A 15,605-nucleotide genomic window follows, 5' to 3' on the forward strand; every position below is an offset into this window, starting at 1 on the left:
GCGATACTCCCACGGTCCACTGTATGGGGAGTCTTCATGGTTTCAGCGGTCCCAGCACTTGACACAAAAGAAAAGTCTGGGAGTGCACTCTGCGGCCGTCCGGCAACTCAGGGTTGAGAACAAGCACGGGCGAACCGGATCCCCTGGAGCCCGTGCCGCTCCCCTACTTTTAAGTACTCACGAAAGACACCTTTACAGGCAAACCGGAGAATATCCGGGCGGGATAACCGGTCTGGTGGTTTTTATGGAGTCTGGAGATCTAAAAATTGCGTGGGCGCGGCAGTACATGCCGGTACTCTCGTCCATTCGGAAGCGTTTTGTCGAGGAGAAGCCGTTCTCCGGCATGACTGTCGGCATGGCCCTGCACGTCGAGGCAAAGACTGCGGTGCTCGTCGAGACCCTGGCGGCAGGCGGCGCCGAGGTGCACATCACGGGATGCAACCCCCTCTCGACCCAGGACGACGTATCGATGGCACTCAACACCCGGGAAGGGATTCACTCCTATGCCCGGCGGGGCGCCAGCGTCGAGGAGTACTACGCGGCCATCGACCGGGTTCTCGACGCCCGCCCTGCGATCACCATCGATGACGGCATGGACCTGATCTACCGCATCCACACCGAACGGCGGGAGTTGCTGGACTCGGTCATCGGCGGGTGCGAGGAGACCACGACCGGTATCCACCGGCTCCGCGCGATGGCGCGGGACGGGGCGCTCGCGTTCCCGGTCGTCGCCGTCAACGATACCCCGATGAAGCACTTCTTCGACAACGTCCACGGCACCGGGGAGAGTTCGCTGGCATCGATCATGATCACGACAAACGTCCTCATCGCAGGCAAACGGTTCGTCGTCGCGGGCTACGGCTACTCCGGCCGGGGGCTCGCACAGAAGGCACGGAGTCTCGGCGCCCGTGTCATCGTGACCGAGGTCGATCCCAGGAGGGCCTTGCAGGCGCACATGGACGGGTTCGATGTCATGACGATGGACCAGGCGGCACCCCTCGGCGACATCTTCGTCACCACCACGGGGAACACGAGCATCATCACGGAGAGGCACTTCCCGAACCTGAAGGACGGGGCCATCCTTGCGAACGCCGGTCACTTCAACGTGGAGATCGACGTCGAATGGCTCGCGTCGCACGCGGACTCCACCGTCCACCGCGACGGTATCGACACCTACATGCTCGGCGGGAAGACTGTCCATGTCCTTGCCGAGGGCAGGCTCGTGAACCTTGCGACGCCCAAAGGCATGGGCCACCCCGTCGAGGTCATGGACCTGAGTTTCGCCGTCCAGGCGCTCTCCGCCGAGTTCATTGCAAAGCGCGGCCGCGAAATCCCGCCCGGCGTGCACGACGTCCCGTCAGCCATCGACGAGGAGGTGGCACGGCTGAAACTCGCCGCGCTCGGCCTCTCGATCGACCGGCTGACGCCCGAGCAGGAGACCTACATGAGCAGCTGGACGATCGGGACGTAAAGCGCCACCTCTTTTTTTCACCGTAACGGGAACCCCTGCGCAAGATCCGGGGTGGGAAGAAACGGAGAGGCCGGGACCGATACGCCGTTAGGTCTGACAAGCGTCTCCATCACGATTCATTCGCACTATGAACCCGTGGCCGCATTCGCAGCAGCGGTACTGCGTATACATGCCGCACCCGGGAGCATCGACATACCCCAGGAGTTCCCCGGGGAGCCGCACCGGGGGCATGCCAGCCCCAGGTCGTCAAACCAGCGGCCGCATTCGAGACATTGATGGACAGTATGAATCCGTGGGTTGGCGGCAATGATGTCCTTGATATGGTCCCGGCACCCGCAGAATGGGCAGTGGGCAGGTGTGTCCTCTCCGGTATCACCGGCATCTCCTGATGGGCGCGTTGTCTTCCGGGTCTCATCTAACACGTGCACTCACCAGCCCCCCCTGTTCCCGGCGGGTTTGTTCTTCTCCGGGAAGGTGCTACCCCATCCCTTTCGTGCCTTCAGTCTGCTTTCCGGCTGGTGCGGGTCAACCACTCCGTTCTGTCTCATGCACCTCTATGGGAGCCCCGACCGTTTAATGATACCTATTGATACCATGTGGTATCTCATCGAAAAAATAAAAACGGTATAATATAATTGTCCTGCCGGGATACCTGAATAGGAAGATGGAGTCTCCCGAGAACGTCTCAGGCAAGCAGGTGGGTGTGCGGCTGCCGGGTCATCTCTACCGGTGGCTGAAGGAGAAGGTCGACAGCGGCGAGTACTCGAATATGGCGCAGTCCGTCATCGGGGAACTGACGAAGGCGAGGACGCTTGAAGAGGTGCGGCGCCGGGAGACTTTGCAGTACGATGTTTCCGGGGAAGAACCCCTCGCCCGGATGGTGAACGAGCGGATCGAGGGCGTCCGTCGCGAGCTTCTGGATGAAGTGAAGCGGCGGCGTGCCTGATCCGGCCTCATCACCGCTCAACCTGCGCGCAATCGTCATAGGGCGCTGCAGAAGCATCTTCGTCGATCTGCCGTTCCGCGTAAGAACTATCCCGGCGGGCCCTTCGGAAGAGAGTCGATCCCGGGTATGGCTGCCTCTCAGGATGGGGTGTGGAGACCTGATTTCATTCGGGTCCGATCGGCGTGAAGGGCCTTCTCAAACTCCTTTTTTCGTTCGTTTTGGCAGCCGGCAGCCTGCCTGCGGACCGGGCCGCTCACCCGGCCGGTAACACCACATATTTTTATACTCGTCGGGAGTGTAAACCAATTATCATTTATATGGGCTAAAAATAAGCTAAATTAAATATCCCGGGCCGCAATCCCCTATGAGCAAGGTGTCATTATGAAAGCATCAACCCCGGCAACCTTTGTTGCCGTAAGTATTCTGATCATCGCCGGTCTCCTGGTTGCAGGGTGCACGACCACGCAGCAAGCCCCCGAGCAGACAACCCTGACCGTCTTTACGGCCGCATCGCTCACGGGAGCCTTCACGGATATCGGCAAAGCCTACGAGGCACAGAACGAAAACGTCGAAGTCGACCTGGTCTTCGACGGTTCGCAGGCGCTCCGCACCCAGATCGAGCAGGGAGCAAGTCCCGATATCTTCGTCTCCGCAAGCACAAAGCACATGCAGGCCCTCCAGCACGCCGGGATCATGGACAACGCCACCGTGGCGGTGTTCCTCGGGAACAGCATGGCCCTGATCGTCCCGGTCGATAATCCGGCCGGGATCACCGGTCTCGCCGATCTGGCAGAGCCGGGCGTTAAGATAGTCATCGGTACCAAAGACGTTCCGTTCGGGGCCTACACCCGCCAGGTGCTCGACAAACTAGCTGCCGATCCCGCGTACGGCGAGGCGTACCGGGAGGCCGTGATGGGGAACGTCATCTCCGAGGAGACGGCGGTGAGTTCCGTGGTGCCCAAACTGACGCTCGGCGAGGCGGATGCGGCGTTCGTCTACAAGTCGGACGTCTCGAAGGACGACCTGGACAAAGTGACGCGGATCGAGATCCCGGCGGAGTACAACGTCATGGCCACCTACCCGCTCGGTATCCTTGCTGAGTCGTCGCAGAAGGCTGAGGCAGAGTCGTTCATAACATTCGTCCGGGGTCCGGACGGCAGCGCCATCCTGACGGAATATGGATTCGACCCGGTTCCGGCAGGAACGTGAGGTGCTCCGGCACGGCGGCCGAGTGCGGTCGGGGGTGGCGCCCCTCACCCTCCTCATCGCCGTCCTTCTTGCGCTCTTCCTCCTCTTCGTCACGCTGCCGGTCGCCTCGCTCTTCCTGCGCATATCGTTGGAAGCGTTCCTCCGCTCGCTTGCCGAACCGGTGGTGCTCGATGCTCTCTCCCTCTCGCTCGTCACCGCGACGGTGAGCACGGCGATCGTCGTCCTCTTCGGGACGCCGCTTGCCCTGGTGAACGCCCGGCGCGACTACCCGGGCAGGGCGCTTGTCGATACCCTCACCGACCTTCCCATCGTCCTCCCGCCGGCGGTGGCGGGCATAGCACTGCTGATGGCCTTCGGCCGCCGGGGCGTGGTCGGGCAGTACCTCGATGTGTTCGGCATCTCCATCGCCTTCACCACGGTCGCGGTGGTCCTGGCCCAGGTCTTTGTCGCCTCGCCGTTCTACATCCGGCAGGCGAGGGCGAGTTTCGAGGCGGTCGACCGCCTCTACGAGGATGCGGCACGGACCCTCGGGGCATCCCCCGCGACCGTCGCCCTCCGGATCACCATCCCGCTTGCGTGGAGCGGGCTCGTCTCCGGGGCGATACTCTCGTTTGCCCGGGCGCTCGGGGAGTTCGGCGCCACGATCATGTTTGCCGGGAACTTCCAGGGCCGGACCCAGACGATGCCGCTTGCGATCTATACGACCATGCAGGGCGACCTCGATGCCGCGATCAGCCTCGCGATCATCCTTGTCGTGATATCGTTTGCGGTGATCGCTGCAGTGAAGGTCGTCACCCGGAGGAGAATCTGATGCTCTCCGTTCATGCCGTTAGAAGACTCCGGGATTTCGTTCTCGACGTCACGCTCTCGGTTCGGTGCGGCGAGACCCTCGTCCTGGTCGGGGAGAACGGGGCGGGCAAGTCCACGGTGCTGAACCTGATCTCCGGCCTCCTCCCGCCCGACCGTGGCGAGATCACCCTGGGTGAGAGGACGCTCTTTTCGAGCGGGGAACGGATCGACGTCCCTGCCGAACACCGGAGCATTGGCCACCTCTTCCAGTCCTACGCCCTCTTCCCGCACATGACGGTCTCCGAGAACGTGGCGTTCGGCCTCCGGTGCCGTAAGGTCACGCGGCCGGAGGTTGCCTTCACCGTGGCGAAACAGCTCGCCGCGATGCACCTCTCCGACCTTGCGGACGTCAACGTCGGCCGGCTCTCGGGGGGGCAGCGGCAGCGGGTTGCCCTCGCCCGGGCGCTGGTGCTCGACCCGGAACTCCTCCTCCTCGATGAACCGCTCGCCGCCGTCGATATGCGGGCTCAGGCTGCGATGCGGAAAGAGCTCCGCGACCGGATCCGGAACGCCGGCATCCCCTGCATCGTCGTCACCCACAACCTCCGTGACGCCCTCGAACTCGGGGATCGCCTCTGCCTCCTCGAGGAGGGGAGGGTGGCTGCCGACGGGACGCCGGAGGAGGTGCTCGGGATGCGGGAGAACGGGTTTATAGCGAGTTTTGCCGGGCGGTGAAAGTTTCAGGGGGCGCAACCCGAAGTCCTCTGCCGGTTCTTTCACTCCTGCCCGTTCCCGTCCCGCACGCAGTAGAAGTACTCCTGCGCATACCCGGCATATTCTCCGAAGTAGTCCCGTGCAAACCGCCGGATCCGCTCGTACTCCGCCGGGGTGCAACTCCTCCCGTCGAGGTCGGAGAGGTAGGCCTCCCCCACGATCCGGCGTATCCAGACGTCGACCGGGAACGCCTCGAAGAACCCGAACGCAAAGAGCAGCACGCAGTCTGCCGCCTTCGGCCCGACGCCCTTAAAGCGCATCAGCGCCTGCCGTGCGTCCTCGAAGGGAAGGGCGGCGATCCGCTCCGCCCAGTCCGGGTGCTCCGCCACATAATCGGCGGCTTCACGGACATAGTCCGTTCGGTAGCCGAGTTTGCAGTCCCACAGGTCCGCCCGTGAAGCCGCCGCGAGCGCCTCCGGCTCCGGGAATGCATACGTCCTCCCGAAGGGTCCGTCTATCGGCCTCCCGTAGCGCTCAGCCATGAGCGCGACCCGCCGCTTCACCGCCGGGATGTTCGTGTTCGTGGCGCAGAGGTAGGAGACCAGGCACTCCCACGGCGGCTGCCTGACGAGACACAGACCCCTGCACTTCCGGATCGCGGCGCCGATCTCCGGGTCGCGGTCGATGGACGCGAGGATGGCGGGAAGGTCCTGGTCGAGCCGGAAGTAGGCGCGGACGAACCCCGCATCCGCGCCGGCAAACGTGAGATGGCTTGCATCCTGCCGTATCCGGACGGCCCGGCCGTCGGCGACGCCCTGCCACCACCTCTCCGCTTTTTCCCAGCGGAAGGCCTGCCCGCATGAGAGCGTCCGGTCGAGGTCGAACGGCTGGTCCGATTGGAGTGCGATCGTCGTCATGGCCGGCGGCACCGCCGGGTAAAAAAGGGTCGGTTATTCTGCCTTCTCATCCTTCATCTGCTGATAGACGCAGGACTGAACGTCTTGGCCGAGCTTCCCGATCGCGTCCGCCCGGCAGCGTGCGCAGTGGCGCATCTGCTTGATATACGGGGCGCACCGGTCCTGCATCTCCCGCTTGTCCTTCTGGGTGGGAGGGGTGATCCCGGTGAACTTGTACTGCGGGATGAGGGGGATGACGTTGAAGGTGAACGCTCCCATCTCCCCGACCTTCTTTGCGATCTCGGGGATGTGCTCGTCGTTGATCCCGGGGATGTAGACGGTGTTGATCTTGACGAACATCTTCTTTGCGACCGCCATCTCGATCCCCTTCAGTTGCTGGGAGAGGAGGAGTTCCGCCGCTTCGCGCCCGTGATACTTCTTCCCGTCGTACTCGACCCAGGAGTAGATCTTCTCCCCGATCGAAGGATCGACAGCGTTGAGCGTGACCGTAACGTTCCCGACGTCGTACTTCGCGAGTTCCTCGATCGACTCGGGGAGCATAAGACCATTCGTGCTGATGCACATGATCAGGTGCGGGAACTCCTCGTGGATCAGCCGCAGGGCCTCGAACGTCTCGGGGTTTGCGAGCGGTTCGCCCGGCCCGGCGATGCCGACCACCTTCACGTACGGGTACTCCTTGACGACGTTCCTGACGAGGTCGAGCGCCTCCGCCGGCGAAAGAACCCTGCTCGTCACACCCGGCCGGCTCTCGTTCACGCAGTCGAAGTCCCGGATACAGTAATTGCACTGGATGTTGCACTTCGGAGCGACGGGGACGTGACACCGCCCGAAGGCGTGGCACGCTTTATCGGAGTAGCAGGGGTGCTCGCTGATCTTGCGTAACTGCTCCGGATCGTACGGAACATCCCTGCCCTGGACCGTCGCGGTCCGATACTCGTCGGCCATATGATATGATCTATGCGCCAGAGGATATTATATACTGATGGGTACCGGCCGGCATTCATGCATACCCCGAAGTTCGGTCGGCCGGTTCCGTGCGCACCCCGCCGCCGGGTTCCTGCCCGGATTTCCGGGGTGCATCGCGGTTCCGGTCGAGGATAAGACGGAGGTCGGGCAGGACGAGGTAGACCGGAAAGAAGCCGAATATGCTGTGATACTCCGAGGTATATGCTTTCATCCGCCGGTAGTCGCCCTGCATCCGGGCAAGATCCGTCACGAGGTCCGCAAGATGCTCCTCTGTTGGGGTCTCCTCCGGGGTTTCCGGGAGTGCGGCGAGCCGGCGCAGGATTCCGTCCCGCCAGACATGGACCTTGTAGTCGCCTACCTGCAGGAAGAGTTCCCGGCTGTACGCCCCCTGCAGGTACCGGACGATGACGACCTGCGATGCGAATACGGCTGCGAGCGGCAGGAGGTCCCATCCGAGGGCGAGGTCGGCCGAGGCAAGGAACGCCGAAAACGTCATCCCCGGGAGGAGCATCGCCGATACGGCGAGAGCCCCGCTCGCGGCCCCCAGGGCGGCGACGAGGAGGATGACCCGCATCGCCGCCCGCCACCCGGCCCGGACCTTCTCCTGCAGGGTCGTCCACATGCCGTCGAGCGAGAGGAAGAAACTCGTCGTGTAGGGCCTGACGTAGAGGATGCCGGCATAGAAGAGGATGATTGCAAGGGACTGGAGCGTGATCAGTGCCGCCGCCCCGGGCCCGAGTGATCCCGCCATATACCCGCTGAAGAGTGCGAAAATGACGTTGATACCGAATATCAGCCCGAACCCGGCGGCGAGGGGCTGGCAGTTGATGAAGAAGGTGTCCCAGAAGACCTTCCAGTATACCCTCGCGTCTCCGATCGCCAGAAAGGTTATCCGCCCCGCACCGCGGATCGACCCGATAAACTCCCTGATTGCCTTCCAGTCCGGGAGAGCCGCCTCTGGACTCCCGGTCGGGATCATCAGGATGAAAGGATTCACCATGTAGAGGACGAAACTCGATGCGATCCAGTAGAGCATGTACCGGGGGAGGAAGAGCAGGAAGAGGAGGTTTGCGAGGACCGCGGCGAGGATGAAGAGTCCGGTGGCGTGGGGCCGGCCGTCACAGGCGAGAAGGGCCGATTGCCGCTGCTCTTCGCGCGCGATCTCGTCCTCCACGTCTCTTGCGAGCCCCCCGGCCTCCCGGGCGTACCTCGCGAAGGCAGGATCTCTCTCTGGCACCGGCATCTGCGGGAGACAATGGCCTTTTTGGAATAAATGCGTTCGCGAGGATCGGATCGTTCCCGCTCGCCGAAAAAAGTGGCCGGGTCAGGCCGCCTGCCGGCCGAGGTCGAACGGGAGCGGTTCTTTGCCGGTCTCCCGCGTATCCGGCTCCATGCCGAACCGCTCCTCCGCGGCTTTGAGGATGCGCCGGAGTTCGGTGAGGATCCGCAGGTCTTCCTCGACGAAGTCGAAGTAGCCGAAACTGTTCCCGAGGACGAGGACGGCGTCGTAAGTGTCGGTGCGGTACGGGAGCCGGCGTGCGTCTCCTTCCCGGAACCGGACGGAGAGGCCCTCCTTCTTCGCGGTCGACCGCGCCCGCTGGATCAGGTAGTGCGACTGGTCGAGGCCTTCGGCGTTATAGCCCCTGCGCGCGAGTTCGAGGGTGTGCCTGCCCTGGCCGCAGCAGAGGTCGAGGATCTTCTCGTCGGGCTGGAGGTGCAGGACCCGGACGATCCGGTCGATCTCTCTTTCGGTGATCCGGGGGTCGTCGACGACGTCGCCATCGGTCTTTAAGTAGAGGCGGTTGAAGATGCCTCTCCACCAGTCGGATTTCACGTGCTCTTCAAGGTTCGGGACCGGACCGATTGTCCTCCTGTCCCGGCTTTTTCCCCCGCGCCTGCTATCGGGGGGATCGTCTGCGTGGATATCCTCGGTCATGCCGTGTCACTCCCCCCGGTCCCGTTTCCGGAACAGGACCAGCGCTGTGCCGGGCTGCAAAAGAGATTGGGTGTCGTGTGCCATAGTTGGATGATCATTCGGTAGGATAGTATCGATAAAAGCATTGTGTCACACCTCTTCCTGCGGCGATAAACGGCCGCGTTGCAGAGGAAATTTTCTCCCCCGGAGAGGGGGCCACGCACCGGGGAGCGGAGCCCTGCCCCGTCCGGTGCGTGGCGGGGGGCGGGCAGTCCGGGCAGGTTCCGCTCTCCCGGGATCGGGAGACGCACTTATATATGCAGGCAGGTAGTTGTGTATGTGCAGACTATCTGCATGGTTGAAGTAAATGGAAGAGAGATATCCCCGCAGGGGTCCCAGATCGTTTGAGGACCGTCCCCGCGAGTTCCACAAGGCAGTCTGTTCCGACTGCGGCAAAGAGTGTGAAGTTCCGTTCAAGCCAACGGAGGGTCGGCCGGTCTACTGCCTCGACTGCCTCCCGAAGCACAGGAAACCCCGGTATTGAGTAGTTCGTGCGAATAAAATTTCTAAAGTGAGTGAAATTCCGATGGAAGAGAGATATCCGCGCAGGGGTCCCAGATCGTTCCAGGACCGTCCCCGCGAGTTCCACAAGGCAGTCTGTTCCGACTGCGGCAAAGAGTGTGAAGTTCCGTTCAAGCCGACCGAGGGCAGGCCCGTCTATTGCCGCGACTGCCTTCCGAAGTACAGAAAACCCAGATTCTAACCTTTTTTTGCACAAAGGATGCGCTGTTTGAGCGAATAGCCTGAAGCCCCCACAATTCGGTCACACGATAAGCCGCCTTCTCATCAGCCTGATGGCGAGGACGAAGAAGAAGACGGCCGCCACCACAATCCAGGCGAGGCTGAAGAGATTCAGCGGCGCAAACGCCGGGAGCGTGATCGCCCGGTTGATGGCGACGACGTGCGTGAGCGGGAGAGCCGCGAGGGCGAAGTACTGGATTGGCTGCGGTAAGAGGTCGAGGGGGAAGAACGTCCCCGAGAAGAGGAACATCGGGGTGATGAAGAGGAATGACGGGTAGTTCAGTGCGTCGATGCTCGGTGTTATCGCCGTGAAACACATCGCGATGCCTGCAAAGAGGAGGCCTGCAAGGAACGCGAAGGGGATGAGGAGCAGGGACGAGGGCATGGCGACGACGCCGAAGAGGAGGAGCACCGGGAGCATCAGCGTGGCGTAGATCATCCCCCGGGTGGCGCCCCAGAGCATCTCCCCGGCGATCACCTCGTCGATGCTGACCGGTGTCGCGATGATGGCATCGAACGTCTTCTGGTAGTACATCCGGACGAACGATGAGTAGGTGCACTCGAAGAAGGCCGAGTACATCACCGATATCGAGACGAGGGCCGGTGCGATGAAGACGGGGTAGGGTATCCCGTCGACCGCCTCGATATACGTCCCGAGCCCGAACCCCAGGGCAAGGAGGTAGAGGACCGGCTCGACGAAGGGCGGGATGAAGTTTACCCGGTAGGTCCTGAGGAAGGCGTCCCAGTTCCTCCGCCAGACGCTTTGCACCCTCGCGGTGATGTCGATCATCCTCGCTCACTCCCGCAGGCTCCGGCCGGTCAGCCGCAGGAAGACGTCCTCGAGGGTTGCCGGCCGGACCGTCACCGCCGCCTCGTGCCGGCAGACCTCGAGGAGTTCGCGTGCCACGTCGTTAGGACGGTCCGTGAAGATCTGGAGCACGTCGCCAGCGAGATCGTAGTTCACGCCGAGGTCGTCGAGGCGGGCGACTGCCTTTTTTGTCCGCTCGACCTCGACGACGTCGTTTCCCGCGTGCTCCCGGATGAGGTCCGCCGGGGCGCCCTCGACGAGGATCTTCCCGTGGTCCATGATCACCAGCCGGTCGCAGAGGCGTTCCGCTTCGTCAAGGTAGTGCGTGGTGAGGACGAGGGTGTTTCCTTCGGCCCGGAGGCTCCGGAGTTTCTCCCAGATCAGGTGCCGCGCCTGCGGGTCGAGCCCGATGGTGGGCTCGTCGAGGATGAGCAGTTCCGGTTCGTTGACGAGCGCCCGGGCTATGATCAGCCGCCGTTTCATCCCGCCCGAGAGTTTGTCGATCAGGACGTCCCGCTTCTCATCGAGCTGCATGAACGCGAGGAGATCTTTTGCCCTCCTCTCCGCTTCCCGCTGCGGGATGCCGAAGTAGCGGGCGTAGACCAGCAGGTTCCGGTAGGCCGAGAAGTCCGGGTCGAGGTTGGTCTCCTGCGGCACCACGCCGAGCCGGCTCTTGATCTGGCGCTGGCGGGTCTCCACGTCCATGCCGAGGACCTCCAGGGTGCCGCCGGTCTTTGGGGAGATGCACTGGATCATCTTCATGGTCGTCGTCTTCCCCGCCCCGTTCGGTCCGAGAAACCCGAAGACCTCTCCTTCCCTGACCCGGAAGGCGATACGGTCGACCGCGACGAGGTCTTCGAACCGTTTCTCCAGATCGCGTGCTACGATGACATCCCCGATTGTTTCTTCCTCCTGATGAGTCAGTGGGGTCGTGAGAATACAACATCCTTTCGCTTGCTCCTCCCGCTCCGGGAGGAGCGGACCCCTTCATCCGCGCAGGCGGCTTTGTGCTGGACTTTCCGGAATATCCGGCCGGAGTTTCCATCTCTCAGGGCGGAGGGGCCGTATCCTTTTTTGCCCGGAGGAAGCCCACCCCTGTGAGTTGCAGCGATACCATGACCGATAGTGCTGTGAAGACGGGGAGGGCCGTCTACCCCCCAGAGACCGTGTATGTCGGCTCATCGAAACGCCGTGGCCGGGGAGTCTTCGCCCGCAGGGATCTTTTTGCCGGCGAGGTGATCGAGGTCTGCCCGGTGATCGTGCTCGGGGGAGCGGACGAGCAGGAACTCCTCGATAAGACGCGCCTCTTCGACTACTACTTCGAATGGGGGGACTTCGCCGCCGTGGCGCTCGGCTACGGGTCGCTCTACAACCACTCCCGCCACGCGAACGCGGACCACGTCTGCGACGTTCTCCGGGGCGAGATCCGCATCCTGGCCCACCGTGCCATCCGGCGGGGCGAGGAGATCACGATCAACTACGGCGGCCGGCCAGACTGCCCCGACCCCGTCTGGTTCGATGCGGCGGAGGAGTAACTCTTCTCCACCTGTAAAACCCTTCTTAATAACGCCCGGAGCCGCGGCGGTTCGCTCCTCCGGCACCGTCCGGTTGCGATTGCTGCCGGGGGCGGTGCGGCGTTTATCGGTACCGGGAACCGGGGGTGGAGGCAGCGCCTCAGACCCGCCGGACCGCTATAGGGTGCGCGCCAGGATCTCCAGTGGAAATCAAGGGGTTTGCGATAATCTCTATAGATCATAGAGATTCTATCGATCGCCCGTAATGTCTGCCGACCCCTGTAACCGTCCTGCCGGCCCTGCGGGCGGCTCAAAAATGCCCTTCAATTTGGAGGATCTTCAGAGATTCGAGGACAATTTCGGGAGATCACGCCTGGGCATCCGGAACGCGGGGATGTGATAGCGGGGATATTGCCCGGGACATCCCGCGATCCCCCTGCAAAGGCCGTTTCGGCCGGCATACCGTGCCGGCGTTTTATCGCCGGATGACCAGCTGCACCTGTTCTGTCCGCACGGTGCCCCCTCCGGTCGCCGTCACCGTGGCGTCCACGGTTGCGGTGGAGACGAGGGGCGGGAGGTCGGGCGCCGTGACCTCGTACGTGAGCGGCGGGTAGGGCGGGGAGACCGTGCCGAGGTCGTGGTTGTCGCGGTACACGCCCCCGAGCGCCGTAGCGGAGACCTTGACCTCGACGGGTGCGGAAAAGCCGCCTTCGGGATGCACCGTGAGGGTGAACCTGACGGTGTCGCCGGGCCGAACCGTGGCGGATGCGGGCGTGACGCTGATGGAGAACGAGCGGGACACGACCTGCACCGTGGCTCCCGTCGTCACCGGCGTTCCCGGCGTTCCGGCCGGGGGCGGGAGCGGAGCGGTCTGCCCGGGGGGAGGTGTGCCCCAGTCCATGAGGAGGGCGTAGGCGATGGCGGTGCCGGTGAGCACGACGCAGATGAGGACCGCGATCAGCAGGGGGGAGTATTCCCGTATCGTGGCGCCGGTACCCCGGCGTTCCCGCGTGGGCATGTCGGCAAAACGGTTGCCGGCATATTTAAGCGTTGCCGGCCTGCCCGAGATAAAAAGGATGAATGTTCCTCAGTCGGTGGCGACCATGACCTCGGTCGACTTGACCACGGCATAGACCTTCTTGCCGACGGCAATCTCGAGGTTCTCCATGGCCTTTTTGGTGATGATCGAGGTGAGCTCGCCGCCGCCGTCCAGTGCGACGACGACCTCGGCGGTGACGATGCCCACGTTCAGGGCCTTTACTTTTCCGGGAAGCTGGTTCCTTGCACTTAACTTCATGATGCACCGCGGCGGCAGTCCGGCTCGCCGGGCAATATAGGTTTCGATGCCCGAAAGACCGGCGTCGTGCGCATTCTCTCCCTGCAGGCGGGAGTGCGGGTGTTTTTTGGGCGCAAAAAAGTGGGTTTGCCTGCCCCGGGTCACCGTGCCGCATCGATCCGACGTAGAAAGTCCCGCACGGCCGCGAGATAGGCGTCGGTCTCTTCGAGGTGGTGCTCGTGCGAGGCGCCTTTAAAGACCTTGAGTTCCGATCCCGGCACCTGGCTCCGGAAGTACGCCATGGTCGCGGGCGATGCCTCGTCGTGCTCCCCGCAGGTGAAGAGCACCGGGACCGGGATCTCGGCGAGCCGGCCGGTGACGTTGAACGTCCGGAGGGATCCCGTGCAGGTGAACTCGCTCGGCCCCCACATCCCGAGGTAGACCGGCAGGGAGATCTTCTCGAACGTCCTGTTCAGGCATTCGGGCCAGGGGTCCGTCCGGCAGACGTGCCGGGCGTAGTACGCCGCCATGGCTTCCTGGTACTCCGGCGAGTCGAAGTTCCCGGCCGCCTCCGCCTCCCGGACAGCCTCCTGCATCTCTTCGGGGAACGCCGCGAGGTTTGCCCGCTGGTCGGCCACCCACCGGTCGGCGTCCAGCAGCGGCGCGGAGAGGATCAGGCTCTCGACGCCGTCGGGATTTGCGGAGAGCACGTATTCGACCGCAAGTGCCCCTCCCCAGGACTGCCCGAGGAGGTGCACCCGGTCGAGTCCGAGCGCCTGGCGGACCTCGCCGACCTCCGCGACGTAGCGTACCACCGTCCAGAGAGCGGGGTCGTCGGGCCGGTCGGAGTTCCCGCACCCGAGCTGGTCGTAGAAGACGACCGGCCGCTCGTCCGCGAGGGCCGCGAGCGGCTCGAGGTAGTCGTGGGTCGCCCCCGGTCCCCCGTGGAGGACCAAGAGGGGCGTTCCGGGACTGTCGGCACCGACGATGCGGAACCAGACCCTGCCGCCGGTGACGTTGATGTAACCCTCGTGGGTGTCGCCGTCGGATTTCGTTATTGAGACGCCTGACGTCTCGTCCGTTCCGCCTGTTGTGGTGCAGAGCGCGAGCAGCACTGCTGCAACTGTGAGAAAGATGAGTAACATGAGATATCCCCGTGACCTGTTGTCCGGCATGGTCGAACCCTGAATGCACGGCCGGAAGGGGGTTTCGGGGGCCTCCGGTAGCGCATGCCAGGTATATTGTCTGTCTTGAGCGGGTTTAGAATATTGTGGAATGTGGACGGGGGAACGGAGGCGGCGGGCTTCGTGCTGTTTGGAACTGCTATTTTAATAGAGTCCAGCGATCTCCATTTGTCTCGAAGATGGGAGTTAATCGCATATACCGCTAAAAAATGGGTAATGGCTCTATAGATCCATTATTTTTTCATACTCTCTTTCGTATTAACAATAAGGTTGCACAAATCAGCCCGATAAGTGCAATCAATGCGCCAAATCCGGGTAATGCAAATGCCGGCACTTCACTTTTAGCATAGATCTCCGTTGTAAACACTTCTGATCCGGTCAAATGCCACTCTGCTTTATTCTCATCCACTACATTCGCATTTGTGTCAATAATTTTGCCGGGCATCTCGAGATAGTAGTGAACACCGGCACTACTTAGCATTGCTTCAGTAAATTCGTTAGAATCCTCAATAGTTTCGTCAGATAAGAGCCTTTTATCATTGTAAATCATATAACCGGTTTCTTTTTTGATTTGCCATTTTTCAGGGTCCGTTGATTGCATTGGTTGCGTACTGGCTATACTGATCGTAACAGTATCCCTGTCCCAAATTTCATTATATTTATAAGTCCCTGGCTCAGCATTCGCTGTCATTGACTCCCTTAATGACGAATAACCCTGTTCTTTTGCGTTCTCCTTAAGGGCATTATACACAAATTGACTCGTCGTGAGGTCGTATGAATATGAACTCAGCGTAGCATCCGGGTTTACTTTTGTGTGGACTTCAAGAGTAAAGCAGCCACAAGACAGCACCAAAAATACAATTAAAAGACACAGGATTGATATTTTTGCTCTCATAAGAGAGGCGTCGACTTAAAGATTATATATGGCTTTCTTATCGACTCTCTAGGATATTCGGCTAAAATAAATCTCTATTATCTTTGAAGTGCCGAAGTTTGGACACAAAGACTCAGGTGGATTGAATTGATTGAGGTATCTTGACTCCTTTGCCTGAATAGTATCACAAAGTTAATTTATCGGGCTCTGTTGAAACCCTC

Annotated in this window: 18 protein-coding genes; 8 read left to right on the forward strand and 10 right to left on the reverse strand. The window is 61.8% G+C overall.

The features are described from left to right. The first annotated feature begins 244 nt into the window (after window positions 1–244). The 5 genes from BRA62_RS04065 to BRA62_RS04085 all read left to right on the forward strand — a co-directional run bounded on the left by BRA62_RS04065 (window position 245) and on the right by BRA62_RS04085 (window position 5,150). Window positions 245–1,471 carry an adenosylhomocysteinase gene (locus BRA62_RS04065; RefSeq protein WP_292365027.1) on the forward strand — a complete coding sequence of 409 codons (1,227 nt, stop codon included), beginning with the start codon at window positions 245–247 and terminating at the stop codon, window positions 1,469–1,471. 664 nt (window positions 1,472–2,135) lie between these two features. Next, window positions 2,136–2,417, forward strand: a complete 282-nt coding sequence (locus BRA62_RS04070; protein ID WP_292365028.1) for a hypothetical protein — start codon at window positions 2,136–2,138, stop codon at window positions 2,415–2,417. Window positions 2,418–2,798: 381 nt separating this feature from the next. Then, entirely contained in the window at window positions 2,799–3,626 is an 828-nt protein-coding gene (modA, locus tag BRA62_RS04075) for a molybdate ABC transporter substrate-binding protein (RefSeq protein ID WP_292365029.1), read from the forward strand. Continuing rightward, window positions 3,595–4,437 carry an ABC transporter permease gene (locus BRA62_RS04080; protein ID WP_292365030.1) on the forward strand — a complete coding sequence of 281 codons (843 nt, stop codon included), beginning with the start codon at window positions 3,595–3,597 and terminating at the stop codon, window positions 4,435–4,437. Before modA ends, BRA62_RS04080 begins: the two co-directional genes overlap by 32 nt. After that, on the forward strand, window positions 4,437–5,150 hold the full coding sequence (locus BRA62_RS04085) for an ABC transporter ATP-binding protein (RefSeq protein WP_292365031.1): 714 nt from the start codon (window positions 4,437–4,439) through the stop codon (window positions 5,148–5,150). The genes BRA62_RS04080 and BRA62_RS04085 overlap by 1 nt, the downstream gene beginning before the upstream one ends. 41 nt (window positions 5,151–5,191) lie before the next feature. Here the strand turns inward: BRA62_RS04085 and BRA62_RS04090 are convergent, their stop codons facing one another. The 4 genes from BRA62_RS04090 to BRA62_RS04105 all read right to left on the reverse strand — a co-directional run bounded on the left by BRA62_RS04090 (window position 5,192) and on the right by BRA62_RS04105 (window position 8,948). Further along, window positions 5,192–6,046, reverse strand: coding sequence for a DNA-3-methyladenine glycosylase family protein (locus BRA62_RS04090; RefSeq protein WP_292365032.1), 855 nt, complete (start codon window positions 6,044–6,046; stop codon window positions 5,192–5,194). 33 nt (window positions 6,047–6,079) lie between these two features. Further along, complete coding sequence (gene nifB, locus BRA62_RS04095) at window positions 6,080–6,991, reverse strand: nitrogenase cofactor biosynthesis protein NifB (RefSeq protein ID WP_292365033.1); 912 nt, start codon at window positions 6,989–6,991, stop codon at window positions 6,080–6,082. Between the two features lie 55 nt (window positions 6,992–7,046). Beyond that, window positions 7,047–8,255 (reverse strand): hypothetical protein, encoded by a 1,209-nt coding sequence (locus tag BRA62_RS04100; RefSeq protein ID WP_292365034.1) that lies wholly within the window; start codon window positions 8,253–8,255, stop codon window positions 7,047–7,049. Between the two features lie 81 nt (window positions 8,256–8,336). Then, window positions 8,337–8,948, reverse strand: coding sequence for a class I SAM-dependent methyltransferase (locus BRA62_RS04105; RefSeq protein ID WP_292365035.1), 612 nt, complete (start codon window positions 8,946–8,948; stop codon window positions 8,337–8,339). Between the two features lie 346 nt (window positions 8,949–9,294). On the opposite strand from BRA62_RS04105, the gene BRA62_RS04110 reads away from it, so the two are divergent. After that, window positions 9,295–9,471, forward strand: coding sequence for a CxxC-x17-CxxC domain-containing protein (locus tag BRA62_RS04110; RefSeq protein ID WP_292365036.1), 177 nt, complete (start codon window positions 9,295–9,297; stop codon window positions 9,469–9,471). 42 nt (window positions 9,472–9,513) lie between these two features. Beyond that, a complete protein-coding gene (locus BRA62_RS04115) occupies window positions 9,514–9,690 on the forward strand; it encodes a CxxC-x17-CxxC domain-containing protein (protein ID WP_214020387.1) in 177 nt (58 codons plus the stop codon). Between the two features lie 60 nt (window positions 9,691–9,750). Here BRA62_RS04115 and BRA62_RS04120 read toward each other — a convergent pair whose 3' ends face one another. Next, window positions 9,751–10,518, reverse strand: coding sequence for an ABC transporter permease (locus BRA62_RS04120; RefSeq protein ID WP_292365038.1), 768 nt, complete (start codon window positions 10,516–10,518; stop codon window positions 9,751–9,753). Between the two features lie 6 nt (window positions 10,519–10,524). Further along, complete coding sequence (locus tag BRA62_RS04125; protein WP_292365045.1) at window positions 10,525–11,436, reverse strand: ABC transporter ATP-binding protein; 912 nt, start codon at window positions 11,434–11,436, stop codon at window positions 10,525–10,527. 215 nt (window positions 11,437–11,651) lie between these two features. Between BRA62_RS04125 and BRA62_RS04130 the strand changes: the two genes are divergently transcribed. After that, the gene (locus BRA62_RS04130) at window positions 11,652–12,071 is read left to right on the forward strand and encodes an SET domain-containing protein (RefSeq protein ID WP_292365039.1); all 420 of its coding nucleotides are present in this window, start codon (window positions 11,652–11,654) and stop codon (window positions 12,069–12,071) included. A 454-nt stretch (window positions 12,072–12,525) separates the two neighbouring features. On the opposite strand, the gene BRA62_RS04135 is transcribed toward BRA62_RS04130, so the two are convergent. From BRA62_RS04135 to BRA62_RS04150, 4 genes are all read right to left on the reverse strand, one after another. Then, entirely contained in the window at window positions 12,526–13,068 is a 543-nt protein-coding gene (locus BRA62_RS04135; protein WP_292365040.1) for a hypothetical protein, read from the reverse strand. Window positions 13,069–13,137: 69 nt separating this feature from the next. Further along, window positions 13,138–13,347 carry a TOBE domain-containing protein gene (locus BRA62_RS04140; protein ID WP_292365042.1) on the reverse strand — a complete coding sequence of 70 codons (210 nt, stop codon included), beginning with the start codon at window positions 13,345–13,347 and terminating at the stop codon, window positions 13,138–13,140. Between the two features lie 140 nt (window positions 13,348–13,487). After that, window positions 13,488–14,471 (reverse strand): proline iminopeptidase-family hydrolase, encoded by a 984-nt coding sequence (locus BRA62_RS04145; RefSeq protein WP_292365043.1) that lies wholly within the window; start codon window positions 14,469–14,471, stop codon window positions 13,488–13,490. Between the two features lie 280 nt (window positions 14,472–14,751). Beyond that, window positions 14,752–15,405: a PGF-CTERM sorting domain-containing protein gene (locus BRA62_RS04150; RefSeq protein WP_292365044.1), complete on the reverse strand. Its 654-nt coding sequence runs from the start codon at window positions 15,403–15,405 to the stop codon at window positions 14,752–14,754. Between the last annotated feature and the right edge of the window lie 200 nt (window positions 15,406–15,605).

This window comes from Methanoculleus sp. UBA208, assembly GCF_002498065.1.
Lineage (GTDB): Archaea > Halobacteriota > Methanomicrobia > Methanomicrobiales > Methanoculleaceae > Methanoculleus.